Here is a 25,967-nt window from a genome sequence, read left to right as displayed (position 1 = left end):
GGTGTGTCCTCAGTTAGGAAACTTCCCCACCCTCATCCAACATTTTCTCCTCGAAGGCTTTTTCAAACTCTTTTTTGAGTCCCTCGTTGTAGAAAGGTAGCCCAATGATCCGGAAATCTCCGTTTTGGGGAAAAAGCTCTTTTTCTACCTTTGCCTCATTTTCCAGTGAGAGAAGAAAATCTTGTTTCCATCCTTCTTTAGAATTTTCGAATCGTCCTTGACTATCTTTGAACTGGTCACCTTTTGCCTCAATAAAGACCTGATACATCGTTATAACACCATCTTTTCCTTTAAGGAGCATAAGAAAATCAGGTTCAAACGCTCTTCCTTCTTCAAAATCATAAATCTGAAAGAATTTTTCATTCCGGAAGAGAACTACCTCAGTGTATTTTTGTTTGAGCCTCTCTATCCAACTTTCGATGAAAAGAATAAACTTCTGCTCCTCATCCGTACCGTAGAAGTCGTTCTGGGCATACCAGTCTTTTTCAGCAAGGTTGATATTTTGTAACTTCTCTCGTTCTAACTCATCTGTAGCTATCTTGATCTTTTTATTTTGGAAGATTTCTTTAAGAAGTTTTGCTTTGAAAGAGCAAGTACCCTTAAATGCTGAGGTGCTTGTTTTTGTTCTTTCTGCTATACTTTTAGCAACAGAAAGAGCTATCTCTAATTTTTCTCTCTGCGAGAGATGCGCAACTCTATTTTCTGGTCCCATAATCTCAACCTGAACACCACCGAGATAGTCCTCTGAAGTGATAAACTCCTCTATCGATTTGATGTGAGGAAAATACTTTTTAAGAGCATCAAACCGATAAAACTCAAGTTTATCAAGGGCCGTTCTGACCACATTCTTTCCCAGCTGAGGGAGTTTTATTCTCTTTATAGTCAGAAATCTATCACTAGAAAGCTGGAATTTTTCTTCATCTAACAGAATCTCTTCTTTCATCTCACCCGTCCGGAGAGTATAGGTGTAATTCTTTTCAATTTTTGCACTGTCGAGACTATAAACATCGGTATGTTTATTCTCCTCCCTTTCGTTAAGGAAAATAACTCCCACTTGCCAGAGATCCGTCTTTTTAAAGGAATCTTTGACAAATAAGTCAACCTCTACATACTTCTCCGGAATAATTCCCATCTCTGTAAGAGTATTCTTTATCTCATCAATGTATCGTGGATTGTAAGCACTATGATAGTGCAAAATTTCTACGATGCGCATTTCATTTTCAATGTCATTATCAAATTTTCTCTTGAACTTATCATCAGTTTCTTTTATCTGAAAGGGGAAGTATCTTGCCCCTCGCCCAATGAGCTGCGCCTCACCAATCGTAGTATTACCGGGTTTGTACTTTCCACCTACCCACTTACCATCTCGTGTATCATACAATCGCACAATATCAAAAAGATTCAGAACATCCCATCCCTCGTTGAGCATATTCACGGCAAAAATAGCTCTTATCTCGTTATGTACACTCTCGAGAGAATTCAGCTTGAGCTGTTTTTCTTCATCGATGTTCTCTGAGTTGAGAAGCATAACCTTCTCGGGAGAAAAATCTTCTTGTAATTCTTTTATGAAATTTGCAAAGGTTATACCCTCTTTTTGTAAATAGTCAAAAACCTTCTCGAGAATCGTTCCTTTTGCCCGGGACTGTATCCCCTCGATATCATCTAGAGAGAGGTTTTGTATCTTCGTAAGAAATTTAGTATAGTCATCTGCTGACTCTTTGATAGTTTTAGACTTAAACAGAATCACTGGCTTGAGGTAGACCTTGTTCTTTTCGGCAATCTTTCTCCGGTACTGACTGAGGATAACCGCTTGGAGGGCTCTCTCCATAGGTCCGAGATCTGCCTCTAAGACTTCTATCTCTTTTGAGTACTTGTCTTGCCGAAATTGTTTTAAGTCATACTGAAAGATGAGCTTGTCTTCATATTTTTTTTGAATATTTTCATTCGTTAAATCAATGGTTGCGGTAAACTCGAGGAGAAGATTTGTGGAATTTTTTGTAAAAATTTTTTTCATTACTGTAGCTTCCCAATTCTCTTCAATGTTTTGTTCTTCTTTTGTCTTTGTCATCACCTGGAGATGATGAGCCTCATCGGAGATGAGAACAATCTCTCTCTCTTCAAATTCTTCCGCTGTGAGTTGATTCTCTTTTGGTTCTTTTAATCGTTGATGCAATCCTTGAATAGTGGTAAAAAGAATATTTATATCCTCCGGATGGGCTGCTTCAAAATTTTCAACCTCTCGGATGAAAACATCCTTCTCCCCAAACTTGATCTTGGGAGCAAAGAGATATTTGTCGGAGAGAGGATTAAGGAAGTTGTCTTTTGTCTTTTCGATGATGTTTTTGCTATTGACGAAGAAGATAAAGTTACGATACCCTTGTTTATAAAGATAAAGGATAGCCCCTGCCATGATAAGGGTCTTGCCACTTCCCGTTGCCATATGGAAGAGGAGTTGCGTCGGAAATTTTCTTCCCCTGTACTCAGTAAAATAAAAGTCAAACCGCCCAAAAGCTTCTTTTTGATATTCCCGTAGTTGAAACTTTGGGTTGAGGTTTTGATAGACATCTTCTTCTACGCGAGAGGTAAAATAGTCTTCGCCATGGGCTTCTTTGAGCGAATCAAATGTTTTGTAAAGCATAATTTCCTCTCAAAAAACATAATTCAATTTTGTTAGAATTTCTATACATCTATTTAAGATATCCTCAAAAACAGAGAAAAAACTTTTTGTCCCTATACCAAAGTACTCTTTTATCTCCTCATATTTCTTGCCTTTCCTATGGGCAACTGCTGCTGATCGAAGAGCCTGTAATTTTTTTAGAAATTCGATTATGCTTAAATCAGGGAAATTATGATGCTTTAAAAAAGCCTCCAATTTGTCTATACTCCCGGGATTCTGCTTCTCTATAGAAACACCTTTTGCCAATTCTTTATCATTTAAAGACTCAATCAATATTTTGTGTAGAGAAAGTATTTGTTCATCAAATTCTTTCTGGTCGGAAGTAAATGGAACATGAAGGGTTTTCATATGATAGCTATCCCCTTCGGGCAAAGGGAGAAACAAATCCCATCCAAATTTTTCCCGCCACACTGCCTGAAAAGAAAAAAACCTCTTTTTAAAAAGGAACTCTGGATGCTCAGGCTCCAAATACACTCCATTCAAATAACGCCATAGGTCAATATCGCTAACCCCTTTAGGTGTGACATTAAAATTTCTCCAATGAACTTGTTCCTCATAAGGTAATCCATGCAAAAACTTAAACCTTACGACCACATACTCTCTATGATTATTCATTACTGGTAAATGCCAAAAGCCTTTATGTTCAACTTTCCCATCTTCTACAGTAAAAGAGCTATGTTTATCATAATATTTTTTAAGTACCTCTCTCCTAAAAAAAACAAACAGCTCTGCAAACTCAGATTCCAAAGAGAACTCACAACTCTGCCAAATTTCCTTTCCCTCTTTGCCTACTTCAATTATAAATTCTTCAAATTTCTGAGACCCTTTTTCAAAAACAGAATGAAAATCTTTCGGTGGGGCAATTATCTTTTTCCCCCTCAAACGACCTAGGGAAGAAAATCCATTTATGGAATCTTCAACAAGAGAGAAAGAGTAAATATAATTGCTATCTCTTGTTATCTTTCCACGAATCTCTTCTTTTCCTAACTCCTCTAACGTATGTTCCGATAAACGTACCAATTCAAAATACAGTGCTAAATAGGCTTGTTTAATTGCGAGGTACTCTTTCAGATACTTTAGTTTTATTAACACTTTATCTTTTTCAATATAAATAACCTCATCTTCTTTACCTGTTCTCTCATCAATAAAAAGGAAAACTTTTTCTTTTTTACCTTTATCTTCCTCAAGATAGATGAAAGTCTTTCTTCTTTTTTTCCCTTTAAATATTCTCCAATATACTAACGGTTCTATCCCCTCTTCATGGAAACGGCGATATTTCAATACACGTTTTCCTTTCTTATTCCTATACTCTACAAAGTCTGGTTTTTCCTCATAAACATACAAATCCGGCTCTACTTTTTTCAACGCCTCCTTAACTTTATTTTTCACTATTATGGCAGAAGAATACATTACTCTTTCCCCACTTTCGAGTGACCCAAAGTTCCAAAATACCGGAACCCATTCTTTTTCTCCTAATTTCTCAAAATCCTCTTTTAACCAATCAGAAAAAGTTAAATCCCTATTCTTCATAAAACCCCCTATTTAATTTTTTATCCTCTTCACTCACCCCATACGCCTCATCATCAATCTCGCTATAGTTCACATAGAGATGATTCTTGTCCAGAGCCTCAAGGAGCAACCTCTTCTGATCCTCGAGAGAGAGATCCTCAAAATCTTTTGCGTTCTTGTCCACTTCTTTGCTATCTACCTTGGAGCTCAAAAACGCCTTTTCCTTCATTGTTTCCCAGAGTTTTGCCAACTCCTCTTTTGTTGTGGCTTGCTGGATTTTCTCTACAAAATGTTCATTCCATTTCATGAGTTCCAGATAGACAAAATCATTTTCACGATCTTTTATGAGTTTTTTAATTCTCTCCTTTGTAATGGTTTCCACGTAATCCATCTGTTCACATAAAATAAATCTACGATTTCCGCCATCTTCTTTATTTAATTCAAGCAATGCATGAGCAGTCGTCCCTGACCCAGCCGTAAAATCCAAAACAATACTTTCTTTATCTGAAAGAATCTGAATTATATCTTTTATTAAATATAAAGGTTTAGGATAACTAAATTCTCCTTTTAGTTTAAATTTCTGCAATAACTTAGTACCATACGAGGAAGCATCGTATCTTGAGCCATGCCACAACGTTTTAGGTTTCTTCTCAAGTCTTAATCTGTCTTTAACAAAAACCATATAGCCACTTTTTGACTCCTTAACTTCTATATCATTCAGGTTAGACAAAATCTTTTCTTTTGACCACCGCCATACTCTTTTTATAGAATCAGCTCCAATTGGTAATATTTCTATATATCCACTTTTTTTTTCTAAAGAAATTTGTTTATTTTTCGGATCATAAAAAATCGGAAAGTATAAATTGGGTCTTTTGTCAGGAGTAGAATTACTTCCAGTACGACGCAACGGAACTAACTTATACCTTGAAATTTCATCTTCGTATTTGTATTGTTTCAGCTCTTGTTCATCCATTTTAAGATTATTGATCTTAGCTTTTGTGATATCTCGCGCATAAACAAAAAAATTCTCATGTGATGTAGCAAAAAACAGAGAATCGCTTCTACCCCCTGGGTTAGTTTCAACTGCGATTATTCCAATTCTATTTTCTCTACCAAAAATTTCATCACAAAGAACCCCTAAATAAAAAAGTTCATTGTGGTCTATTGCTATACAAAAAAAACCATCTAAAGTTAAAAGTGTTTTAGCTACCTCTATACGATTTTTCATGAAAGTTAACCAAGTAGAATGATTAAATCTATTATTATAAGAAAATGTATTAGCTGCAGAATCGGGATTATACGGCGGGTCAATGTAAATCAGCTTTACCTTTCCAGCAAAACGTTTTTTGAGAGAATGAAGAATCAAAAGATTGTTGCCTTTAATAAGAAGATTGTCTTTAATATCTCCCTTTTCATCAGTTCCAAAACCGTCAAATTTATGCTCACCATCTTTATCTATTCTTTTCGCATTGGTAAAAACTTTTGGTTCAAGCAAGCGACTAATTTCATCCGGAGCTAAGGTTTCATTCCAGAATATCTCATCGCGCTTTTGGTCTTCTTTGGTCATGCCTCCTTCTAACACACAGTCTTTATAGGGCCAAGAGAGAACGACATCCTTTTTTTCGCTTATGAATTCTCCCTTTTCATCAATTAAACCGATCTTGTTTTTAAAAGCTGTATACGAATCTGGTAAAAACTGCTTGTTCGCGATAAAGCGAATAAATTTATCCTTATCGAAGATCATAACCTCTCCTACAGAAAGAAAGAACATCTCCTTTGTCCGGGGATCGGAGAGAAGAAGCTCAATAAAATCCTTATCAAGCTTGAGCGCCAATTCAATGATTTTGTTTTTCATCAGCTCTCCATTGACAACGAGCCGCTCATCTTTTTGAAGAAGGTCTTTTACATGGTTTAAGAGGTTTTTGGTGTTATCCATAGATTTTTCTACCCCTCTCATTTTATTACACTTTTAGTATAAGAAAATTTTTCGCTTTTTGCAAAAAAGCCAAATTTCTAATTCTATAACAGATATATAAATAAAAAATTCTCAAAAATTTCTAAATTTAAAACAGTTCTATAAATAAAAAAACACCCAAATCTCCCACACCTCTCCTGATCATCTCTTTCAGAATCCGAAAAAATCCCAACCTCTCAAGCCGTTTTCTTCACAGCTATATCCCAACAACCTACCCAAAAGTCTCTTGAAAATCCTCGCGGATCTCTCGCACAGCCCCCTTTACCTCCTCCCCATGAGCACTCAGGTTTAACAGAATCCCCATCGCTAACGAAAACATCAAAAGAGAAGACCCCCCATAGCTAATAAAAGGCAAACTCACCCCCGTCGTAGGCATTAATCCCGTTGTCACACCAATATTGAGAAAAACATGAAAACCAAAGAGAGAAGCAATCCCATACGCGAGCAGCTGCCCAAAAGGATCTTGAACCCGTTTGGCTATCAAAAAAGCCCGGAGAAAAATAAAAAGATACACCCCCAACAAAAGAAGAGCCACAACAAGTCCCATCTCCTCCGTGATAACCGCATAGATAAAATCCGTATGAGGCGTTGGAAGAGCCCCGATCTTTTGGGTAGAATTCCCTAGCCCCTTGCCAAACCAACCAGCGTCAGCAAACGCTCGATACGACTGAATAAGATGATACCCCTTCCCGTAGGGATCACTCCAAGGGTTCAAAAACGAGAGAATCCTTGCCTTACGATAGGTTACCTGGACAACAAAGGTCACGAGCACAGGCAGACTGAGTAAAAACACACTCAAAAGATGCTTCAGTGACGCCCCACCAACAAAAAACATGACCATGCCCACCATTAACAACAACGTCGCAATAGAAAACCCCGACTGCATCAAAATAATAAAAAATATCGCCGTCACAATCAAAAGAGGAGGAAGAAATCCAAAAGTAAAGTCTTTCAGTTTTTGTTGTTTTTTTGTGAAGATATACGAGAGATAGATAACAACGACAAGCTTCGCAAACTCAGCTGGGTTCACATCAAAAAAACCAAGATGGATCCATCGCCGTGCCCCTCCTCTCACACTCCCCAGTCCCGGCACAAAGACCAAAAGAAGCAACAAAAATATCACAAACACAAGCGGTTTTATCCATCGTCGAAGTTTCGTATACTCATACTGCGCCATAAACACCATGACACCAAAGCCCAAAAGCACAAACACCATCTGCTTCATCGCATAAGTATAGATACTACCCGTATAGCGCAAAGAAAAATACGAACTCGCACTAAAAACAAAGAGTATCCCCAGAACCATCAAGAAAAGAACAGCATACAAAAGCGCACGATCTATTTTCGAAAGCAACGCTTTCCCCTAAAAAGAGTAGCTATAACTCAGCGCCACCCGATACGGCTTGATAAGTGTTTGTTCGTACTTCCACTGGGTAAAGTGGCCCTCTTTACTCTCGAACTGAGGATCACTATGCCACTGAAAGAGAAGGGTTATCCCATGATTTCCCCATTCAATATACCCCAGTGGTCCAAAGACCCACTCAGTAAAATCAGAAGCCCATCCCTTATCAGCCATCGGAGAAACATCCCGCTTGGTGATCCGAGAGGTTGTCGAGACCAAAACCCCAATATTCTTCAGCCACAGAGGCATCTGATAGGCAATCACCGTCGTCGAGAGATACCTCCAACCGTTGTAATTTCTTCCACTATCAGCCTCGTAGAGCCAGGGAGTATCATCATCGGCACTCGTAAGCATCCGATAGTTTAACGTATGTCCTGTATAGAGAAGCACATGACTCCAGTCTCCCGGGATCACAGCACCCGTATCAAACTGAAACGCGCCACTCACCCACCCTTCTATGACAGCTCCACCAAACGAAGTCGGAGTCTGGGTATGATTGGTATTGGTCACAGGATTAAGCGCAAGCCCCACAAAGTCTAAAAGCTTCCACCCTGTACCAATCTTTCCTCCAGCCGTAAACACAAGGACAGCCAAAGGCGAGATACGCATTTCCATCCCACCATTCACCGAAACGGGAGAGAGCTCTCCAAACAACTTCCAGGTAAAAGAGTTATCTTTTGTTAAAACCCCCTCTCCTTGAAGGAAAGGAACCTTTTGCTCGTGGGAAATAACCACTTTCGTTTCAAATCCGGGAAAATACACAGCATTGAGCCATTGAATCTGATTTTTCACTTCAGCAGCAAAAATCCAAAGCGGTACTAACCAAAGTATGAAGAGTTTCATAGATATCCCCCTCTACCATGTTTTTCTCTCAACCTATTATAGAGAAAAACCAAAAAAAAAACAAGCAAACGAATTGCTTCATAATAAAAGTACTCGAAAAGGGAACGCTATTGCAAAATAAAAAAGTACTCCAAATCTGTGTATAAAATAATCCAGTTCATGGCTCGACAAGCTCGCCAACCGTGGCTCGACAAGCTCGCCAACCGTGGCTCGACAGGCTCGCCAACAGGAATTGGGTTAACGAGGTCTGAAAGGAGCCCTCTAAGCCAAAAAATTACTACGTGCCAGAGAAAACTTTTCAGCCTTCCAAAAAAGCAAAAAAGCTTCTACTCAAACAAGCATTATGAACACTCCAAATAAAGAAAAGTCTCACAAAAATAAAAAATTTCTCCCCTTGTACTTTCGGTTTTCAAATAAGAGGGATATTTTCTGTTTTTATTGTGCAGTGCAGAAAAATTTTTTTGGGAAAATCTGTTTATGTTTCTTGACAAAAGAAAAAAATTCTTCTATAATAAAATCATAGTATTTCTATAAATTCTATAGGAATTATAGAATATAAAAAGATAGGAGGGAGAATGGATCTTAAAGCCAATAGAGAAAAAAAAGAGTACTCTTTTGAGAATTTTAGTATTCCTAAGTTTTTAGAAATCGAAAAAATAAGAAATACTAAAGTTGGGAGCATCCAACTCAATGAACAATTTGCGGACAACATAAACTTTTCGAGTACCTTGCCGAAAAAGGTCAACTTTCATTCTTCCTACAGTTTCCACTCTCTGTTTTGGACAAGAAAGCCAAAAAAATAAAGGGGGAGCGTTTATGTACTTTGAAAATGTAAATTTCTTTTCAGATCTTTCAAAAAAGAAGGTAGAGCTATTAAAGAAAAATTTTTTAGGGTATCTTATCTCCTCTATGCTTGCCGGTTTATATGTAGGATTTGGTATAGTTCTCATTCTTTCAATCGGCGGACAACTTTTTTTGGAGAATAGTCCTTTTTTAAAATTTATAATGGGTATTTCTTTTGGAATTGCCCTCACCCTCGTAATATTTGCAGGTTCTGAACTTTATACTGGCAATACAATGATTATGACTTTTGGGGTTGTGAATAGAAATGTAAAATTTTTAGACCTTATCCTTGTGTGGATAGTTTCTTATATTGGCAATCTCATAGGGAGTCTCTTTATTGCCTATCTTGTTTATGTTTCAGGTTCTCTCAATAGCTTTGATCTACTCCTTGAAAAGGTTTCTCTTGCCAAAGGGAGTTTGCCAATTCTACCCCTTTTAATAAGGGGTTTTTTGTGTAATTTACTTGTTTGTCTTGCAATATGGATGAGTGGGAGAACAAAAGAAGATAGTGCAAAAATCTTTTTGATCTTTTGGTGCCTCTTTGGATTTATAGGTTCTGGTTTTGAACATTCAATCGCAAACATGAGTCTGTTGGGCATGGGTGTTTTTCAAAAGAGTTTGAGCTGGGGAGGATTTTTCTACAATCTCCTCTGGGTAACCATTGGTAATACTATCGCTGGCGTTATTTTGGCTTTTTCTTATTATTTAATCTCACTGAGAAAAAACTAGGAGGAAGTTTATGGAAAGGGTTGTAATTATTGGCGGAGGTATGGCTTCTGCAAAGCTTTGTGAGGAATTGGATATTAAAAAATTCAAAATTACTGTGATAAGCAAAGAAAAAGAACCAACCTACGATAGAACAAAACTTATTTATCTTTTAAAAGATGAAGTCCCCGATAATTTTTTCTTAAATTCTCTCGAATGGTATGAGGAAAGAAACATCAATCTTTTACTCAATACTGAGGTAGTTGATATTGATAGAAAGAAAAAAGTTGTCACCACATCGTATGGGGAAAATATTCCATACGATATACTTGTCCTGGCCACAGGCTCATACCCCTTTATTCCACCTGTGAAAGGACTTGATTTGCCCGGGATTTTTGCGATGCGAACACTTGATGATGTATATAAATTAAAAGAGATGCTTAAAGGAAAATCTTTCGTTATGGTTGTAGGAGGGGGGCTTCTTGGTTTAGAGCTAGCTCTTGTTATAAGACAGCTTGGAAAAAATGTTATCATCTCGCATCTTACTCCAACCATAATGGAAATGCAACTCTATGAACAAGCTGGCATATTTTTACAGAAAAAATTAGAACAAAAAGGAATCAAGTTTGTAACTTCCAATTATGTAGTGGAATTTTTAGGGTCTACTGCCGGAATTGAAGAGGCAATTTTTAAGGACGGACAGAGGTTTAAAGTTGATCTTGTACTCTTTAGCTGCGGAATAAAACCCAATCTTGATCTTGCGAAAAAATGCAACCTCAACTATAACAAGGGTATTTTAGTAGATGAACATTTAAGAACCAATGATCCAGACATCTTTGCGATAGGAGAATGTATAGAGTTTGCAGGGAAGACTTTTGGCCTTGTTTCTCAGGTTTATGAACATGCAAGACTTTTAGCAAGTTATCTTGCTACTCGAGATGATAATTTAAAATATCATCCTTCGCCATTGCCACCAACCAGGTTAAAATCTGATATTCCGGTTATAAGTATGGGAAAATTTTCTGAAGAAAATGGCGATGAAGTTGTTTATTATGTTGATGAGCATAATTTAATCTTTAAGAAACTGATTATACGGGAGAATAAACTTATCGGTGCTAACTTTGTAGGTGATGATTTAAATATTGATGCTATTTCTATATATTATAGTACAAAAATGCCACTTCCGACAAATAGAGCAGATATACTATTCCCAGGTAGTAGGGCTTCAGAGATGATAATGGAGGCTGAAAGTTGGCCAGAAAGTCTCCAAATATGTGATTGTAATGGTGTATCTGCGGGTAAAATTAGAGAAGCTATAAGGAATGGAAATGATACTCTTTATAAAGTAATGAATGCTACACGTGCTGGAACGGGTTGTGGAAATTGTAAGAATAAGATTAAAGCTCTTCTTGTTTCCGTAGTTGGAGAGTTAAGAGAAGATCCAGCTGAAAAATACTTTGTGCCGGGAATTCCTATGACAAGAGAAGAGCTTACAGAGTATATTGTAAAAAACAATTTGAAATCGGTAAGTAAAGTTTTAAATTCTATCGAAGGTTCCAAAAATGATGCGAAGACCCAGATGGGACTTGATTTCTTGTTAAACTATATCTGGAAGGGTGACTATGAAATAGAGAATGATGCAAGACATCCAAATGATAGATATTATGGAAATATACAAAAAGAGGGAACATACAGTGTAATTCCCGCTGTCTTTGGAGGAGTCATAAAGCCAGAAGAATTAAAAAGGATTGCTCAAGTGGCAGAAAAGTATAATGCTATTATAAAAATTACAGGATCGGATAGAATTGGATTATACACAATTAAGAAAAAAGATTTAAAAAAAGTCTGGGATGAACTGAATATGCCTTGTGGTCATGCATTTACAAAGACTTTTAGAGCATGTAAAACTTGTGTAGGAAGTGATTTCTGTAGATATGGGCTTAACGATTCGATTTCACTCGGTAAAAAGATTGCCGAAAGATACTCTGGTTTAATGAATCCAGCAAAACTCAAAATGGGAGTAAGTGGCTGCCCGAGAAACTGTGCTGAAGCAACCATAAAAGATATTGGCATAGTTGCTATAGAAGGTGGCTGGGATATTTACGTCGGAGGTAATGGGGGAGCAAAAGTATTTGTAGGTAAGAAAATTACAACTGTTAAGACGGAAGAAGAGGTTTTTGATTTTTGTGATGCATTCATTGAATATTATAGAAAAAATGCAAATTACCTTGAAAGAACGAGCTACTTTGTGGAAAGAATCGGCCTTGAAAAAATAAAAGAGGATGTAATCGAAAACGTTTCGATAAGAAAAGAATTACAAAAAAGTATCAAAGAGACACTTGCTAATTATAAAGATCCATGGCAAGAAACGCAACCAGAAGAAATTCCAGAAATCAGGGAAAGAAAAGAAGGAAGTAATTACGTTCAATTAATCGAAACAAGAAAACTAAAAACTCCTGATAGACTCACCTTTACCATCAATGATGAAAAAATTGTTGTCTTTAAAGATAGAAGTGGAGACATTTTTGTAACCTCAGCAATATGTCCCCATGAAAAAGGACCCATAGAAGAGGCAATAATAGGAAATGGGAAAATAACCTGCCCCATCCATCTTTACTCTTTTGATATGAAAACGGGAGAATGTTCAAATGAAGGTATTGGTAAGTTAAAGGTTTATGAGGTGAAAGTTGATGAGTATGTTTGGGTAAAGCTTTGAAAAATTTTTTAAAAATCCCCAAGCTCCCTTGACAAAAGAAAAAAGTTCGCTTATAATAAACATATATAATTCCTATAAAATCTATAGAAATTATAGAATATTAAGGAGGTATACTATGCATCTTGTGATCAATGGAGAAAAAAAAGAATACGCTAACAAAAGCCTCAACATTACTGAATTACTTGAAATTGAAAAAGTAAAAAATCCTGACGTAGTAAGTGTGCAACTCAATGGACAATTCGTTGACAAAGTCAACTATTCCACTACTTCTTTGAAAGAAGGAGACGAAGTGGAATTTTTATATTTCATTGGTGGAGGAAAGTAAATGAGAATTTCTACAAAGATTATTCACGGGGATTTTCCTAACCCTGATCCTCATGGAAGCTTGAAATTTCCTATTTATGACAGTGTGGCCTTTGAATTCAACTCTGCCAAAGATATAGAAAATGCCTTTCTCGGTAGAACACTTGCTCATTCGTATTCCCGGATTTCCAATCCTACGGTATCCGAATTTGAGAGAAGACTTGCCACAGTATCCGACGCGTATGGAGTAGTGTCCACCTCTTCAGGAATGGCGGCCATTACTGCTGTCCTTCTTTCCATAAGTGGTAAAGAAGCAAACATTCTTTCTTCACCCTATCTTTTTGGAAACACCTACTCTCTTTTTGAAAAAACCCTTAAAAGATTTGGACTTAGCGTAAAATATATTGACTTTCATAACCCAGAGCAAATCGAAAAAGCAATTGATGAAAATACGGTGGCAATCTATCTCGAAACCATTACCAACCCTCAACTCGCTATTTTTGATATCGAGAGTATCGTTAATATTGCTTCACGATATCGTCTTCTTACCCTTCTGGATAATACCCTGGCCACCTTTTACCTCTTTTCTTCCAGAGAATGGGGTATCAACATTGAGGTTATTTCTACTACCAAGTATATTTCAGGCGGCGCTACTACCATCGGAGGGGCTATTCTCGACTACGGAAATTACGACTACTCTTACAATAGGTTTCTCTCGGATGAAGCCCAAAAATACGGCAAAAATGCTCTCCTGGTAAGGTTGAAACGTGAAGTTCATCGTAACACAGGGGTTTGCCTTTCTCCTCACAACGCTTACCTCCAGCTTTTGGGAATGGAGACACTTCCTCTGAGGGTTGAAAAAAGCTGCTCGAACGCATTGATTTTAGCCCAAAGACTCATTGGTCACCCAAAAATCAAAAATGTAAACTACCCTGGGTTGGAGGATAGTCGCTACTTTAAAAATGCGAAAAAATATCTCAAAGGATGGTATGGTTCTCTTTTCACACTCGAGCTCCCAAGTAAAGAAGCATGTTTCACGTTTATAGACAATCTCAAACTTATACGAAAAGCCACCAACCTTCATGATAATAAAACCCTTATCATCCATCCAGCCTCTACTATTTTCTGTGAATACCCTCCCCAAAAAAGAAAAGAACTCGGGGTAAGTGAAGAGATGGTGCGTATAGCCGTAGGAATCGAAGATGTAGAAGATATCTATGAAGACATAATCCAGGCATTGGAGGTTATATGAATATAAATTTTGACGAGAGTTTTCTCGAACGATACAGTAGAAATATCCTTTTGCAAGAAGTAGGGATAGAAGGACAACAAAAAATACGAGAAGCGAGCATCCTTGTCATCGGAGCCGGAGGTTTAGGTTCACCTATTCTTCTTTACCTTGCCGCGGCAGGAGTGGGGAGACTTGGCATCGTGGATTTTGATAAAGTTGATCTTACAAACCTTCAAAGGCAGATCATTCATTTTACTCCCGATATAGGAAAACCTAAAACGTTATCAGCAAAAGAAAAAATTCTCGCTTTAAATCCTACTGTAGAAGTAGAAACCTACAATGTCCTCTTGACCTCTGAAAACATTCGAGAAATAATAAGAAAGTACGATTTTGTTATTGATGGGACAGACAACTTCAGGTCAAAATTTCTGATTAATGATGCCTGTTACTTCGAAAAAAAACCCCTTTCTCACGGAGGAATACTGAGATTTCTTGGGCAAACGATGACCATTCTTCCGGGAGAATCCGCATGTTACCGCTGTATTTTTGATGCCCCTCCCCCTCCAAATGCTGTCCCTACCTGCTCTCAAGCAGGAATTCTTGGAAGTGTTGCAGGTATCCTGGGAACCATTCAAGCTACAGAGGCTCTCAAATTCATCATAGGTTTCGGTGAGCTGCTTACCAATACACTTCTTACCTTTGATGCTAAGACATTTCTCTTTCGAAAGATTAAACTCTCGAAACAAAAAAAATGTCGCCTCTGTGGGGAAAAGCCCACCATCACCGAACTTTTTGATGAAGCAGATGTGGTTTGTGATATCGCCAAAAAGGAGTAAGATATGGAAAATCAAAAGAAGATTTCTATAGTTTGCTTTAGTGGGGATTTCGATAAAGCTATCGCGATATTTACGATAGCCAGTGGAGCCGCCGCTGTAGGGTATGAAGTGAACCTATTTTTTACATTTTGGGGTTTTAATATAATAAAGAAAAAAAAAGTGAGAAGTCCAATTGGTAAAGGAATTCTTGCAAAAATGTTTAATTTTCTAATGGGGGGAAGAAAAAATTTACCCTTAAGCAGGCTCAACTTTGGAGGGGTTTCCCCAAAACTGATGACCTACTTGATGAAGAATAGAAACGTTGCCACCCTTGAAGAATTAATAAATGCTTCTATAGAACTTGGGGTAAATTTTTATGCCTGCGAAATGTCGATGATAATACTCGGAATAAAGTTGGCTGATTTTATACCACAGATAAAAGAAGTACTTGGTGTGGCTAAGTTTCTGGAAATTGCAAAGGGTGGAGAAATTTTATTTATAAGCTAAAATGGGAGGAAAACATGAACACTGTACTCGATATAACAAAGGAACATTGTCCCATGACATTTGTAAAAACAAAACTTGCCCTTTCAAAACTAGAGAAGGGTGATAGACTTGAGGTTCTCCTTACTCAAGGCGAACCTTTGGACAACGTCCCTCGCTCGTGTGAAGAGCAGGGGTACAGGGTTATTTCCATCGAAGATATGGGACAGGGTATCTTTAAAGTCACCATCGAAAAATAAGGAGGATACCAGTGTCAATTGATTCTCTTCAAAAGTTAAAGAGAAAGGCTTTTGGGCTTGCTCTGTTTACGGTAATCTACAATCTTCTTGAAGGTGTTTTGTCGATTCTTTTTGGAAATATTGCAAAAAGTGTGGCTTTAGTAAGTTTTGGGCTTGATAGCTTTGCTGAATCATTATCGGGATTTGTCATATTATGGAGATTCTATGGGTCACACAACATGAGTGCTGAAGAAAATGAAAAAAAAGAAAAACAGGCTATAACCCTTGTTGGCTGGACATTCTTTATCTTTGGAGCTTATGTTCTGGTTGATGTGATAAAAAAATTAGTTTTTAAAGAAATCCCCCAGCCAACAGCAGGAGGTCTTACCATACTTATTCTTTCCCTTCTTATCATGCCAATTTTATATTACCAGAAATATAAAACAGGGAAGTTGCTTCAAAGCAAAAGTTTAATAGGAGACTCAAAAGAAACCCTCGCCTGTATATTCCTGTCAGCAATTATCTTGATTGGATTAGGGACTAATTATCTGTGGGGGATATGGCAACTGGATCCGTTTTTAGCGTTATTGGTCTCCCTCTTCTTATTCAGAGAAGGGTATCACATTGTGAGGGAAAAAGATGCTTGTAGTTGTTAAAGATATTGGAAAAGAGAGCAAATGCAAAGGAGGAATACCATGCAAAATTTATTTTCAGGAATTATAGTTTCTTTCCGAGAAGGCTTGGAAGCCTTTTTGATACTGATTTTAATTTTTAGATTTTTGGAAAAAACCAACAATAAACACTTAACTCGCGAAGTAATCTATGGGTTTGTTTCCAGTATTCTTTTCTCACTGTTTCTCGGGTTCTTCCTATTTATTATAAATCTGCAAGTTAAGAGAATTGATGAATTCGGAAAGTTCTGGGAAAGCCTCGCGAGCCTCGTTGCCGTAAGTCTGATCATCTCATTCATCCGGTGGATGATTAACCATGGAAGCGAGATAAAAAAGTATGTGGAGAATAAGGCTTCCTTACACCTTTCACCTGGAGGAATTTTCCTTGTCTCCTTTTTCCTTGTGGCAAGAGAGGGAGTGGAAATTGTGTTATTTTCTTTTGCCGGTCAGTATCACTGGTTATCTATCTTTATCGGGATCCTTCTGGCGCTCTTTCTCTCTGTTGCCGTCTATTTCTCAATCATGAAAGTAAAAATTGAAACAATATTGGCCATAACACTCGTTTACCTCATCATTCAAGCAGGTTATCTGGCAGGCTATGGAGTTCACGAAATGCTTGCCTCTTTAAAAACTCTTCATCTCATTGATAAACACCATCCCCTTTTGATAAAGGTTTTTGACCTTTCCAGTACAATTCTTGACCATAAGCAGGGACTATTTGGCCTACCTCTCAATATCCTCCTCGGCTGGTACTCAAAACCAGAATGGTTACAGTTTATCCTCCACTATACTATAGTATTCTCCCTATTTGGTTACTGGTTTTTCAAGAGCAAGAACAAGGAAAATATCTTATTTTTGAGTAAAGACGTTTATAATAAAATCATACAACATGCAAGAAGAGATCTCCCACTGGAGGCTTGCGGCTATATGGCCGGAAAAGAAAATACTATAACAGAAGTTTTTGAAATGACAAATATCGATAAAAGTTCTGAACATTTTTCTTTTGATCCAAAAGAACAATTTGATGTTCACAAAAAGGTAAGAAATATGGGTTTAAAAATCATAGGGGTATATCATAGTCACCCTTCTACACCAGCAAGAATGTCAGAAGAAGATAGAAAACTTGCGTATGATAAAAGTTTATTGTACGCGATCGTCTCTCTTTCCACGAGAAAACCCATTTTTAAGATTTTCCGGCTAGAAGAGGAAACTCCAAAAGAGGAAAAGTATAAACTTATCTAAAGGAGGAGAACGGTATGGTTGGTTATCGCATTCCAGAAAAGCTTGTTACTGAGATTGAGGAGCTTGAAACTTTTATACAAAAAAAGACAAGAGAAGAAATTGATCCCGTGAAGTTCCGCGCTAAAAGAGTTGCCTTCGGGATATACGAACAAAGAATAAGTGACACCTACATGATACGTGTTCGTTGTCCTGCAGGTTTGATCACACCATCCCAGATGAAAATAATCGCAAAAGTAGCTAAAAAATATGGAAGTGGAAGAGTTCATATTACCACGCGACAAGAAATCCAGATCCACTCCATAGAAGATATTTCAAAAGTTCCAGAAATTCTCAGAGAACTTTATGCTGCAGGGCTTTCTACAAGAGGGGGTGGTGGCAACACGGTGAGAAACATTGTGGCTCCCGCTGATTCTGGCATAAATGAAAAAGAAGTTTTTGATGTGACTCCGTATGCTATAAGCTTAACCGAGATAATGATCCGACATGATAACAGTTGGAACCTTCCGAGAAAATTTAAGATAAATTTTTCTTCATATGAAGCAGACAACGGCTATGCAAAAATTGCCGATGTTGGTTTCATCGCAAAACAAAAAGAAGGCGCTAAGGGATTTGAGGTATATACCGCTGGTGGAATGGGTGCAAAATCGGCTCCTGCAAAAAAATTTCTCGATTTTATCTTGGCTGAAGAAGTTGGCTATGTGGCAGAAGCTATCAAAAGACTCTTTTTCCATCATGGAAATAGAAAAAACAGACACAAGGCGCGTTTAAGATTTTTATGGGAGGAAATTGGTGGCGAAAAATTTAAAACTCTTTTTGATTCTTATTATGAAGAAGTAAAAAAAGACGACAATTTCATCATAAAGCCAGTGGAGATTGAAAACAAAGCAGAAAATATCCCTATACAATCAAAATCATTGCAACCACAAGAAAAAAAGGACTTTGAAAAATGGAAAGAGAGGTTTGTTTTCCCTCAAAAACAGAAGGATCTTTATGCCATCAAATATCCGCTTCTGTTAGGAGACATTGATTCGGATCTTTTCGAGAAAACAGCGAATTTTCTGTCAAACTATGGGGAAAATGTAATCAGACTTACCACCATGCAGGATATTTTAGTAAGAAATATACCTCAAGATGCCCTCCCTCAATTTTACCTCTTCTATAAAGAGAATTTTTCCACGATACCTTATTTTACCACCCACACCACAGTATGTGCTGGAGCAGATACATGTAAACTTGGGCTCTGCTTATCTAGAGAACTAGCAAAAGAAGTCCTTTCAAGATTAGAAAATTTTAAAGAGAAGATTAAGGACACTCAATTTCCCATTATCAGAATCTCAGGATGTCCAAATGCATGCGGACAACATTGGCTTGGCGATATAGGTTTTTATGGTTTTGCAGCAAGAAAGGATGACAAGCTTTACCCTGCCTATTATGTGCTCGCAGGCCATAGAAATACTCCCGAAGGACTTTATTTTGCCCAAAAAGTAGGAGAAATAAGTGCAAGAGATCTTCCCCATTTTCTGGCTTCCTTATTGGAAATATATTCAAGAAATCTTGACAACCACGAAAATTTTACACACTTTTTTGAGAACAATAAAGAAACTATAAAAAATCTCCTTCACCGCTACACTGTCCCCTCCTTCAGAGAAGATAAAAACTACTACTTCGATTGGGGAAGTGATACTCTCTTCAGCCTGGTAGAACGATCTACCGGAGAATGCTCTGCCGGATTCTTTGACTTCATAGAAAAAGATCTGGAAAAAATAAGAGAATTTAGAGAAAAAGTTGAGACAACAGAAAATAAAGAAGAGCTTGTCCTTTTCATAAAAGAATTGGCCTACTATTCAAGCAGAATGCTTTTGATTACCCGAGGAGTAGAGGCTGAAAATTTCAAAGATATAGTAAAAGCCTTTATTACCCACTTCATAGAAAGCGGCTACATTGACGAAAAATTTAAAAATTTTCTTAACATCATTTTAACGGAAGATAAAAGCGAGGTAATCCAGTTAAAAAATGAAATCATTGAGTTATCCGAAAAAGTAAAAAAGCTTTATGATGCCATGGATAGTAATTTCCAGTTTCATATTGAATCCAAGAACAAAATATCTTCCTCCCAAATGCAAGAGAAAATACTAACAGAAACAAAAGAGGAAAAGAAAGAAAGAAAACGAATAAAAGATCTCCGAGGAGTTGCCTGCCCCATGAACTTTGTGAAAACCAAACTTGAACTCTCCCTTATGAAAGCAGGAGAAATTTTGGAAATATATCTTGACGAAGGAGAGCCTATTCAAAACGTCCCTGGTTCTGTAAAAGAAGAAGGTCATGAAATTGTTTCTGTAGAAAAACGAGAAGGGCAGTACTATTCTGTCCTTATCCGAAAAAAATAACTCAAGGAGAAGTTGAATGTGGAAAAAGAAAAAAAACATAGAAAAGTGGAACGCCCATCTTCAAAATCTGGATGCCTTTGATATTTTGCGATGGGGAATCCAAACCTTCGGGAAAACAAGAATAGCCTTTGCTTCGAGTATTGGAGTAGAAGATCAGGTTATCACTCATATGATTATGTCAATAGATAAAAATGTTCGAATATTTACCATTGACACGGGACGAATGTTTCAAGAAGTCTACTTTACAATAGAAAAAACAGAAAACCGCTATGATTTTAAATACGAAATATATTTCCCTGATTATCGGCAGGTGGAAAAGATGGTCAATGAAAAAGGAATCAATCTCTTTTATAACAGCATTGAAAATAGAAAACTTTGTTGCCATGTCAGAAAAGTTGAACCATTAAGGCGAGCGTTACGAGGAGTAAAATGCTGGATATGTGGTCTTCGTAGAGAACAATCTCTCACCAGAGAGAATATCCAGCCCATTGAGTGGGATGAAGTAAATGGATTATATAAACTTAATCCTCTTTATAATTGGACAACAGAAAAGGTATGGCAGTTTATTAAGGAACACAAAATCCCCTACAATAAACTCCATGACCAAGGGTATCCGAGTATCGGATGTATGCCGTGTACAAGAGCCATAAAAGAAGGAGAAGATATACGGAGTGGAAGATGGTGGTGGGAAAACCCTGAACATAAAGAATGTGGCTTACATAGAAGGTAGGAGGATAAAATAATATGGAAATCAAAGTTATGGAGAAAATGATAGCATACTTTGGGAATGATGTTAAAAGGATAAACCATGCCTTAAAAGTTTATTCTTTTGCATACCTCATAGCTGAAAATGAACTACAAGACTTTAGTCAAAAAGAAGTGGTTCATTTTTCTGGACTTCTTCATGACATAGGTATAAAAGAGGCAGAAAGAAAGTACCATTCAAATGCTGGAAAATATCAAGAGAGAGAAGGCCCAAAGATAGCGAAAAAAATCCTAAAAGAATTATTTATAGCTGAAAAAACAATAGATAGGGTATGCTATATTATAGGCCATCATCATACATACGAGAAAATTGATGGGCTTGATTTTCAGATTCTTGTTGAAGCAGATTTTCTTGTAAATATCTTTGAGGATTGTTTACCAAAAGAAAGTATTTTTAATATAAAAGATAAGATTTTTAAGACAGAGTGTAGTATAAAACTTCTTGAAAAGATGTATCTATAATTTATAGAAGGAGAAGTGGCTATCGATGGTAATAATGACAATAGTAATTTCAATCTTTCTTGCTATAAATATGGGCGCGAGTGGATTTTCCGTCTCTTTTGCCCCATCATATGGATGTGATCTTGTGAAACACAAGAAAGCTGTTATCACCTACACATTCTGTGTTATGCTGGGAGCTCTCTTGCTAGGGAAAAGGGTTGTCGAAACCCTCAATACTAAACTCACCTTACAATTAGAACCACTTTCTGGTTTGATCATTATTCTTGCTACCTCTTTCTCTTTATTTATCACAAACCTTTTCAAACTCCCTCAGTCCACAAGTTTTGTTATCGTAGGGGCTTTTGCCGGAGCAGGTTTATTTTATCACAAGGTAAATATATGGAAAATTATTGAAATCTTTGGTATCGCTCTCATTTTTTCTCTCGGCGCTTTTTTCTTTACCTTTTTTTTAATGAAAATTTTTTACCCCCCAAAAGAGACAAATTTCCGATTACATGAAAAAATTTTTGCAAATAACACCATTATGAATGTTTTCATTCTGGCCGCCAACTCTTACGGTGCTTTTGCTATTGGAACAAATAATGTGGCCAATGTCGTTGCCCCTCTGCTACTCCTTCCTGGTGCTCAAAATCCCGTTGGACTCATCCTCGTCTTCTCTCCTCTGTTTGGACTGGGAGGACTTCTTTTAGGTTCAGGGTTACTCAAAACCGTGTCAAAAGATATCATACCTCTTGGACAAATTTCTGCGATAATAGTTTCCTTTGTGACCTCAACTTTTGTCATCGCTGCCTCATGGTTGGGATTACCTACCCCTTATGTCCAGTTTACCACCTCTTCTATCCTCGCCATAAGTGCTATCAAGGATGGAGTAATCACAACGAGCAAAAAAGCCCTCGTGCAAAAAATACTCTTTTCATGGTTTCTGGTTCCCTTGGTCACCGGAGGGCTCACGTATACCATTCACTTTCTCATCCACATAATCTCAAAAGGAGGATAAAAAACGTATGTTTAAACAGAGAATTTATGAGAGTATTCTAGAACTTATTGGCAACACCCCTTTGGTAAAGCTTAAAAAACTGGTGGAAGAAAACATGGCCGAAATACTCGTCAAAGTAGAATCTTTCAACCCGGGTGGAAGCATCAAAGATAGAATTGCCTTTTCAATGATTGAAGATGCCGAAAAAAAAGGCCTTCTCCAGCCAGGTGCTACTATTATTGAGCCAACTTCCGGTAATACTGGCGTAGGGATAGCAATGGTCTCTGCTATCAAAGGATACAAATGTATTCTCGTCATGCCAGACTCGATGAGTCTAGAAAGAATCTACATCCTCAAGTCTTTTGGAGCTGAAGTGGTTCTCACTCCTGCGTATGAAGGAATGGAAGGGTCCATAAGAAAAGCTCTGGAACTTCAGAAAAAAATCAAAAATGCTTTGATACTACGACAGTTTGATAATCCTGCAAACCCTGAAATTCACAGAAAAACCACAGCTCAAGAAATTCTTGAGGCAACAGGGGGAGATCTGGATGCCTTTGTGGCCGGAATTGGAACAGGAGGGACCATTACGGGAGTCGGCGAAGTTCTTAAACAAGTGAACTCTCAGATAAAAGTTATTGGCATCGAACCTTTTTCTTCTGCAGTACTCTCTGGTCAAAAACCAGGACCTCATAAAATTCCAGGCATAGGAGCGGGTTTTATCCCTTCTATCCTTAATACAAAAATCCTTGACGAAATTATAACAGTTTCCGATAACGATGCGTACAAAAGCTCGTTGAGACTTTCCAAAGAGGAAGGAATCTTTGCAGGCATTTCGGCAGGAGCCAACGTTTTTGGAGCACTCCAAGTAGCCAAAAGATTGGGAAAAGGGAAAAGAGTAGTTACTGTCCTTCCTGATACCGGTGAAAGATACTTTAGTATTAGCCAATATTATAATGTGTAAGGAGGAAGTATGGATAGATTGTCAAAACTCGAGGCACAGAGCATTTTCATTCTTCGTGAGGCTTATCGAGAATTTAAAAGTAAAAATCTCGTGATGCTTTGGTCAATCGGAAAAGACAGTACCGTCCTCCTTACCCTGGCCCAAAAAGCTTTTTTTGGTCATATTCCTTTTCCCCTTCTCCATATCGATACCCATTATAAAATTCCAGAAATGATTGAATACCGAAACAAGCTTGCTCTCAAACTTGGTCTTGATCTCATCTACGGAGAAAACAAAGAAATCCTTGAGAAAAAGCTCACTTTTCCCGATGGAAATGTCGATAGAATTACCTGCTGTAAATATCTCAAAAGCGATGCCCTCAAGTATACCCTTTCAGGCGAATGGCCAAGATACAAACTCAACCATCAAACAGGTCAATTTGAAGTATGGGGAAACAAAGAACCCTTCAAAGGTGTTATCGTAGGAATCCGAGCAGACGAAGAGGGAAGTAGAGCCAAAGAACGATACTTTTCTCCGCGGGGTGAAGAGAGTGAGTGGAGTATTGCCGAACAACCGCCAGAAATCTGGAATTATTTTAACACCAGCTTTCCTCCAAAAACGCACATAAGAATTCATCCCCTTCTTGACTGGACCGAGCTAGACATCTGGGAATACATTGCCCGAGAAAACATCGAAATTGTCCCATTGTACTTTGATAGGGGCAACGGAAAACGATACAGGTCTCTCGGCTGTTACCCATGTACACAACCTGTGGACTCATCGGCAAAGAACGTGCAGGAGATTATTCAAGAGTTAAAGGAAGGAAAATTTGCAAAAATTGCCGAAAGAGCGGGAAGAGAACAGGATAAAGAAGATGGAGGAACCCTTGAAACGCTGCGAAAAGAAGGCTATATGTAATGCTCGGAAACCTGAGAAGAAGGGAGGCAAAGTATATGACTAAAAGAAGAGAACAAGTTACCATAGTGAGCATTGGACATGTAGATCACGGGAAAAGCACATTGATCGGACGACTCCTTGCAGATACCAATTCTTTACCCGAGGGCAAACTTGAAGCTATAAAAGCATATTGTGAAAAGAATGCAAAAGTTTTTGAATATGCTTTTTTACTTGACGCCCTTAAAGAAGAACAGGCTCAAGGAATTACCATTGATGCTGCTCGGTGCTTTTTTAAAACTGACAAAAGAGACTACCTGATCATTGACGCTCCAGGGCACTTTGAATTTGTAAAAAATATGATAACAGGAGCTTCCCGAGCCGATGCTTCTATCATAGTCATTGATGCCAAAGAAGGAATCCGAGAAAACACTAAAAGACACGGTTATTTACTCTCTATCTTAGGTATAGCAAATGTATGTGTTGCCGTCAATAAAATGGATCTTGTAAATTACGAAGAAAAAATCTTTCGATCTCTTCAAGAAGAGTACACAGGGTTCCTCTCTTCCGTTGGAATAACAGAGGTGAGTTTCATACCTATCAGCGCGAGAAACGGCGAAAACATTGTTCACCGATCGGAGAATCTTCGCTGGTTTTCCGGAAGAACACTCCTCGAAGAAATAGAACAATGGAAACTTGAAGATGAAAGTCCGAAAAAAGATTTTCGCCTCTTTGTACAGGATGTCTATAAATTTACCGAAGGGCAAGATGAACGACGAATTATTGCCGGAACAATAGATTATGGAGAAATACACGTAGGAGACAGAGTAGTATTTTCCCCATCAGGAAAGAAAAGTCACATTGAAACCATTGAAATATTCCCCCATTCTCTCGAGAGAGCGTACGCTGGTCAAAGCATTGGACTCACCATTAGTGACAATTTTTACTACGTCTCCCCAGGAGAGTTACTTAGCAAAGAAGGGGAAAAAGAACCCTACGTTTCCAAACGGTTTCTTGCCCATGTGTTCTGGATAGAAAACGCTCCTCTTCTCGTAAATAAACCCTATCAAGCAAAAATCGGAACTCAAAATGTGGTTTTAAGAATCACCAATATCCAGAAAGTAATTGATTCTACCGATCCCCAAAATATTACGAACAAGGATAAATTGGAACGATACGATATTGGTGTCTGCGTTATCGAAAATACCAAACCCGTGGTATTTGATGCAGGAAAAGACTTCAAAAAAACAGCAAGGTTTGTAATAATTAACGAATACCATATTTCTGGATGCGGTATTATCCTCGAACCATTGGAAGATAAGTTTGTTTCTCTTGAAGAAGAAATCGCCAAAAGGGAAAAGCTTTGGGAGAAAGGATACATATCAAAAGAGAAAAGAGAAAAAAGAAACCAACACCAGGGGAAATTTGTGTTACTTACCGGACAAAATAGCAAAAAAATCCAACATATCGCCAAGCTTCTCGAAAAGAAGCTCTTTGAACTTTCCAAAAATGTGTACTTTCTTTCTTTAAATTCCATAGCCATCGGCCTTGACCAGGATTTAAGTTTTGTTGAAACAAACCAAAGGTACGAGGAGATAAGACGATTAGGAGAACTTGCACATATTCTTACAGATGCCGGGCTTATTTTCATTAGCTACCTCTCATACATAGAGAAACATGAATGGGAAATTCTCAAACTTTTGAACACCCCCTATGAGATATTGACGATTGGAATTGGAATAGCACCCCTACCTGAAAGTGATTTTTACACCCTGTGTTATCCAGAAAAAATTGGCGACGAAGAGATTCTAAAGGGTATTATCAATACACTTGCTGATAAAGAGGTAATAACCTTAGAATACTACCTTTAATTCTTTCAAGGAGGAATT

23 protein-coding genes are annotated in these 25,967 nt (G+C 37.7%); 18 read left to right on the top strand and 5 right to left on the bottom strand.

Annotated elements, in window-relative coordinates; genetic code table 11:
- Positions 1-13: 13 nt before the first annotated feature.
- From KDW03_RS06975 to KDW03_RS06955, 5 genes are all read right to left on the bottom strand, one after another.
- The gene (locus KDW03_RS06975; RefSeq protein ID WP_271434373.1) at positions 14-2,638 is read right to left on the bottom strand and encodes a DEAD/DEAH box helicase family protein; all 2,625 of its coding nucleotides are present in this window, start codon (positions 2,636-2,638) and stop codon (positions 14-16) included.
- A gap of 9 nt (positions 2,639-2,647) precedes the next feature.
- On the bottom strand, positions 2,648-4,207 hold the full coding sequence (locus KDW03_RS06970) for a hypothetical protein (protein ID WP_271434372.1): 1,560 nt from the start codon (positions 4,205-4,207) through the stop codon (positions 2,648-2,650).
- Entirely contained in the window at positions 4,197-6,143 is a 1,947-nt protein-coding gene (locus KDW03_RS06965) for a DNA methyltransferase (protein WP_271434371.1), read from the bottom strand. Before KDW03_RS06965 ends, KDW03_RS06970 begins: the two co-directional genes overlap by 11 nt.
- A 229-nt stretch (positions 6,144-6,372) precedes the next feature.
- Positions 6,373-7,515, bottom strand: coding sequence for a putative lipid II flippase FtsW (gene ftsW / locus KDW03_RS06960; protein WP_271434370.1), 1,143 nt, complete (start codon positions 7,513-7,515; stop codon positions 6,373-6,375).
- A gap of 9 nt (positions 7,516-7,524) precedes the next feature.
- Positions 7,525-8,406: a hypothetical protein gene (locus KDW03_RS06955; RefSeq protein WP_271434369.1), complete on the bottom strand. Its 882-nt coding sequence runs from the start codon at positions 8,404-8,406 to the stop codon at positions 7,525-7,527.
- Positions 8,407-8,565: 159 nt separating this feature from the next.
- Here KDW03_RS06955 and KDW03_RS06950 point away from each other — a divergent pair, with 159 nt between their 5' ends.
- The 18 genes from KDW03_RS06950 (at position 8,566) to KDW03_RS06865 (ending at position 25,949) form a co-directional block, all read left to right on the top strand.
- Positions 8,566-8,766, top strand: coding sequence for a hypothetical protein (locus tag KDW03_RS06950; RefSeq protein WP_271434368.1), 201 nt, complete (start codon positions 8,566-8,568; stop codon positions 8,764-8,766).
- A 215-nt stretch (positions 8,767-8,981) separates the two neighbouring features.
- The gene (locus tag KDW03_RS06945; RefSeq protein ID WP_271434367.1) at positions 8,982-9,209 is read left to right on the top strand and encodes a hypothetical protein; all 228 of its coding nucleotides are present in this window, start codon (positions 8,982-8,984) and stop codon (positions 9,207-9,209) included.
- A gap of 13 nt (positions 9,210-9,222) precedes the next feature.
- Positions 9,223-9,978, top strand: coding sequence for a formate/nitrite transporter family protein (locus KDW03_RS06940; RefSeq protein WP_271434366.1), 756 nt, complete (start codon positions 9,223-9,225; stop codon positions 9,976-9,978).
- 10 nt (positions 9,979-9,988) lie between these two features.
- Positions 9,989-12,670 (top strand): nitrite reductase large subunit NirB, encoded by a 2,682-nt coding sequence (gene nirB / locus KDW03_RS06935; RefSeq protein WP_271434365.1) that lies wholly within the window; start codon positions 9,989-9,991, stop codon positions 12,668-12,670.
- Positions 12,671-12,785: 115 nt separating this feature from the next.
- Positions 12,786-12,995, top strand: coding sequence for a sulfur carrier protein ThiS (thiS, locus tag KDW03_RS06930; RefSeq protein WP_271434364.1), 210 nt, complete (start codon positions 12,786-12,788; stop codon positions 12,993-12,995).
- A complete protein-coding gene (locus KDW03_RS06925; protein ID WP_271434363.1) occupies positions 12,996-14,225 on the top strand; it encodes a PLP-dependent transferase in 1,230 nt (409 codons plus the stop codon).
- Between the two features lie 2 nt (positions 14,226-14,227).
- Positions 14,228-15,040, top strand: a complete 813-nt coding sequence (locus KDW03_RS06920; protein ID WP_408648363.1) for a HesA/MoeB/ThiF family protein — start codon at positions 14,228-14,230, stop codon at positions 15,038-15,040.
- Between the two features lie 3 nt (positions 15,041-15,043).
- The gene (locus KDW03_RS06915) at positions 15,044-15,526 is read left to right on the top strand and encodes a DsrE/DsrF/DrsH-like family protein (protein ID WP_271434361.1); all 483 of its coding nucleotides are present in this window, start codon (positions 15,044-15,046) and stop codon (positions 15,524-15,526) included.
- 14 nt (positions 15,527-15,540) lie between these two features.
- Positions 15,541-15,762, top strand: a complete 222-nt coding sequence (locus KDW03_RS06910) for a sulfurtransferase TusA family protein (RefSeq protein WP_271434360.1) — start codon at positions 15,541-15,543, stop codon at positions 15,760-15,762.
- A gap of 98 nt (positions 15,763-15,860) precedes the next feature.
- Positions 15,861-16,397, top strand: a complete 537-nt coding sequence (locus tag KDW03_RS06905) for a cation transporter (protein ID WP_408648302.1) — start codon at positions 15,861-15,863, stop codon at positions 16,395-16,397.
- 39 nt (positions 16,398-16,436) lie between these two features.
- Positions 16,437-17,654, top strand: a complete 1,218-nt coding sequence (locus KDW03_RS06900) for a Mov34/MPN/PAD-1 family protein (protein WP_271434358.1) — start codon at positions 16,437-16,439, stop codon at positions 17,652-17,654.
- Positions 17,655-17,668: 14 nt separating this feature from the next.
- Positions 17,669-20,041: a sulfurtransferase TusA family protein gene (locus KDW03_RS06895; protein ID WP_271434357.1), complete on the top strand. Its 2,373-nt coding sequence runs from the start codon at positions 17,669-17,671 to the stop codon at positions 20,039-20,041.
- Between the two features lie 16 nt (positions 20,042-20,057).
- Positions 20,058-20,771, top strand: a complete 714-nt coding sequence (locus KDW03_RS06890; RefSeq protein ID WP_271434356.1) for a phosphoadenylyl-sulfate reductase — start codon at positions 20,058-20,060, stop codon at positions 20,769-20,771.
- Between the two features lie 14 nt (positions 20,772-20,785).
- The gene (locus KDW03_RS06885; protein WP_271434355.1) at positions 20,786-21,268 is read left to right on the top strand and encodes an HD domain-containing protein; all 483 of its coding nucleotides are present in this window, start codon (positions 20,786-20,788) and stop codon (positions 21,266-21,268) included.
- A gap of 25 nt (positions 21,269-21,293) precedes the next feature.
- Positions 21,294-22,265, top strand: coding sequence for an inorganic phosphate transporter (locus KDW03_RS06880; RefSeq protein ID WP_271434354.1), 972 nt, complete (start codon positions 21,294-21,296; stop codon positions 22,263-22,265).
- A gap of 7 nt (positions 22,266-22,272) precedes the next feature.
- Positions 22,273-23,205, top strand: a complete 933-nt coding sequence (gene cysK, locus KDW03_RS06875; RefSeq protein WP_271434353.1) for a cysteine synthase A — start codon at positions 22,273-22,275, stop codon at positions 23,203-23,205.
- Between the two features lie 9 nt (positions 23,206-23,214).
- On the top strand, positions 23,215-24,102 hold the full coding sequence (cysD, locus tag KDW03_RS06870; RefSeq protein WP_271434352.1) for a sulfate adenylyltransferase subunit CysD: 888 nt from the start codon (positions 23,215-23,217) through the stop codon (positions 24,100-24,102).
- Positions 24,103-24,137: 35 nt separating this feature from the next.
- Positions 24,138-25,949, top strand: coding sequence for a GTP-binding protein (locus tag KDW03_RS06865; RefSeq protein ID WP_271434351.1), 1,812 nt, complete (start codon positions 24,138-24,140; stop codon positions 25,947-25,949).
- The last annotated feature ends 18 nt before the right edge of the window (positions 25,950-25,967 follow it).

The sequence above is a fragment of the Thermospira aquatica genome, assembly GCF_023525255.1.
GTDB classification, from domain to species: domain Bacteria; phylum Spirochaetota; class Brevinematia; order Brevinematales; family Thermospiraceae; genus Thermospira; species Thermospira aquatica.
Note: the sequence above shows the minus strand (reverse complement) of the source record. Positions and strands in the feature narration are given on the sequence as shown.

Excerpts from the sequence above, each read along its gene's own strand:
- KDW03_RS06895 (WP_271434357.1), top strand. The coding sequence starts at position 17,669 with ATGGTTGGTTATCGCATTCCAGAAAAGCTTGTTACTGAGATTGAGGAG.
- KDW03_RS06865 (WP_271434351.1), top strand. The coding sequence starts at position 24,138 with ATGACTAAAAGAAGAGAACAAGTTACCATAGTGAGCATTGGACATGTA.
- KDW03_RS06955 (WP_271434369.1), bottom strand. The coding sequence starts at position 8,406 with ATGAAACTCTTCATACTTTGGTTAGTACCGCTTTGGATTTTTGCTGCT.
- KDW03_RS06880 (WP_271434354.1), top strand. The coding sequence starts at position 21,294 with ATGGTAATAATGACAATAGTAATTTCAATCTTTCTTGCTATAAATATG.
- KDW03_RS06900 (WP_271434358.1), top strand. The coding sequence starts at position 16,437 with ATGCAAAATTTATTTTCAGGAATTATAGTTTCTTTCCGAGAAGGCTTG.
- KDW03_RS06885 (WP_271434355.1), top strand. The coding sequence starts at position 20,786 with ATGGAAATCAAAGTTATGGAGAAAATGATAGCATACTTTGGGAATGAT.
- KDW03_RS06890 (WP_271434356.1), top strand. The coding sequence starts at position 20,058 with ATGTGGAAAAAGAAAAAAAACATAGAAAAGTGGAACGCCCATCTTCAA.
- KDW03_RS06970 (WP_271434372.1), bottom strand. The coding sequence starts at position 4,207 with ATGAAGAATAGGGATTTAACTTTTTCTGATTGGTTAAAAGAGGATTTT.
- KDW03_RS06915 (WP_271434361.1), top strand. The coding sequence starts at position 15,044 with ATGGAAAATCAAAAGAAGATTTCTATAGTTTGCTTTAGTGGGGATTTC.
- nirB (WP_271434365.1), top strand. The coding sequence starts at position 9,989 with ATGGAAAGGGTTGTAATTATTGGCGGAGGTATGGCTTCTGCAAAGCTT.
- thiS (WP_271434364.1), top strand. The coding sequence starts at position 12,786 with ATGCATCTTGTGATCAATGGAGAAAAAAAAGAATACGCTAACAAAAGC.
- KDW03_RS06965 (WP_271434371.1), bottom strand. The coding sequence starts at position 6,143 with ATGAGAGGGGTAGAAAAATCTATGGATAACACCAAAAACCTCTTAAAC.
- KDW03_RS06940 (WP_271434366.1), top strand. The coding sequence starts at position 9,223 with ATGTACTTTGAAAATGTAAATTTCTTTTCAGATCTTTCAAAAAAGAAG.
- cysD (WP_271434352.1), top strand. The coding sequence starts at position 23,215 with ATGGATAGATTGTCAAAACTCGAGGCACAGAGCATTTTCATTCTTCGT.
- cysK (WP_271434353.1), top strand. The coding sequence starts at position 22,273 with ATGTTTAAACAGAGAATTTATGAGAGTATTCTAGAACTTATTGGCAAC.
- KDW03_RS06975 (WP_271434373.1), bottom strand. The coding sequence starts at position 2,638 with ATGCTTTACAAAACATTTGATTCGCTCAAAGAAGCCCATGGCGAAGAC.
- KDW03_RS06925 (WP_271434363.1), top strand. The coding sequence starts at position 12,996 with ATGAGAATTTCTACAAAGATTATTCACGGGGATTTTCCTAACCCTGAT.
- KDW03_RS06950 (WP_271434368.1), top strand. The coding sequence starts at position 8,566 with ATGGCTCGACAAGCTCGCCAACCGTGGCTCGACAAGCTCGCCAACCGT.
- KDW03_RS06945 (WP_271434367.1), top strand. The coding sequence starts at position 8,982 with ATGGATCTTAAAGCCAATAGAGAAAAAAAAGAGTACTCTTTTGAGAAT.
- KDW03_RS06910 (WP_271434360.1), top strand. The coding sequence starts at position 15,541 with ATGAACACTGTACTCGATATAACAAAGGAACATTGTCCCATGACATTT.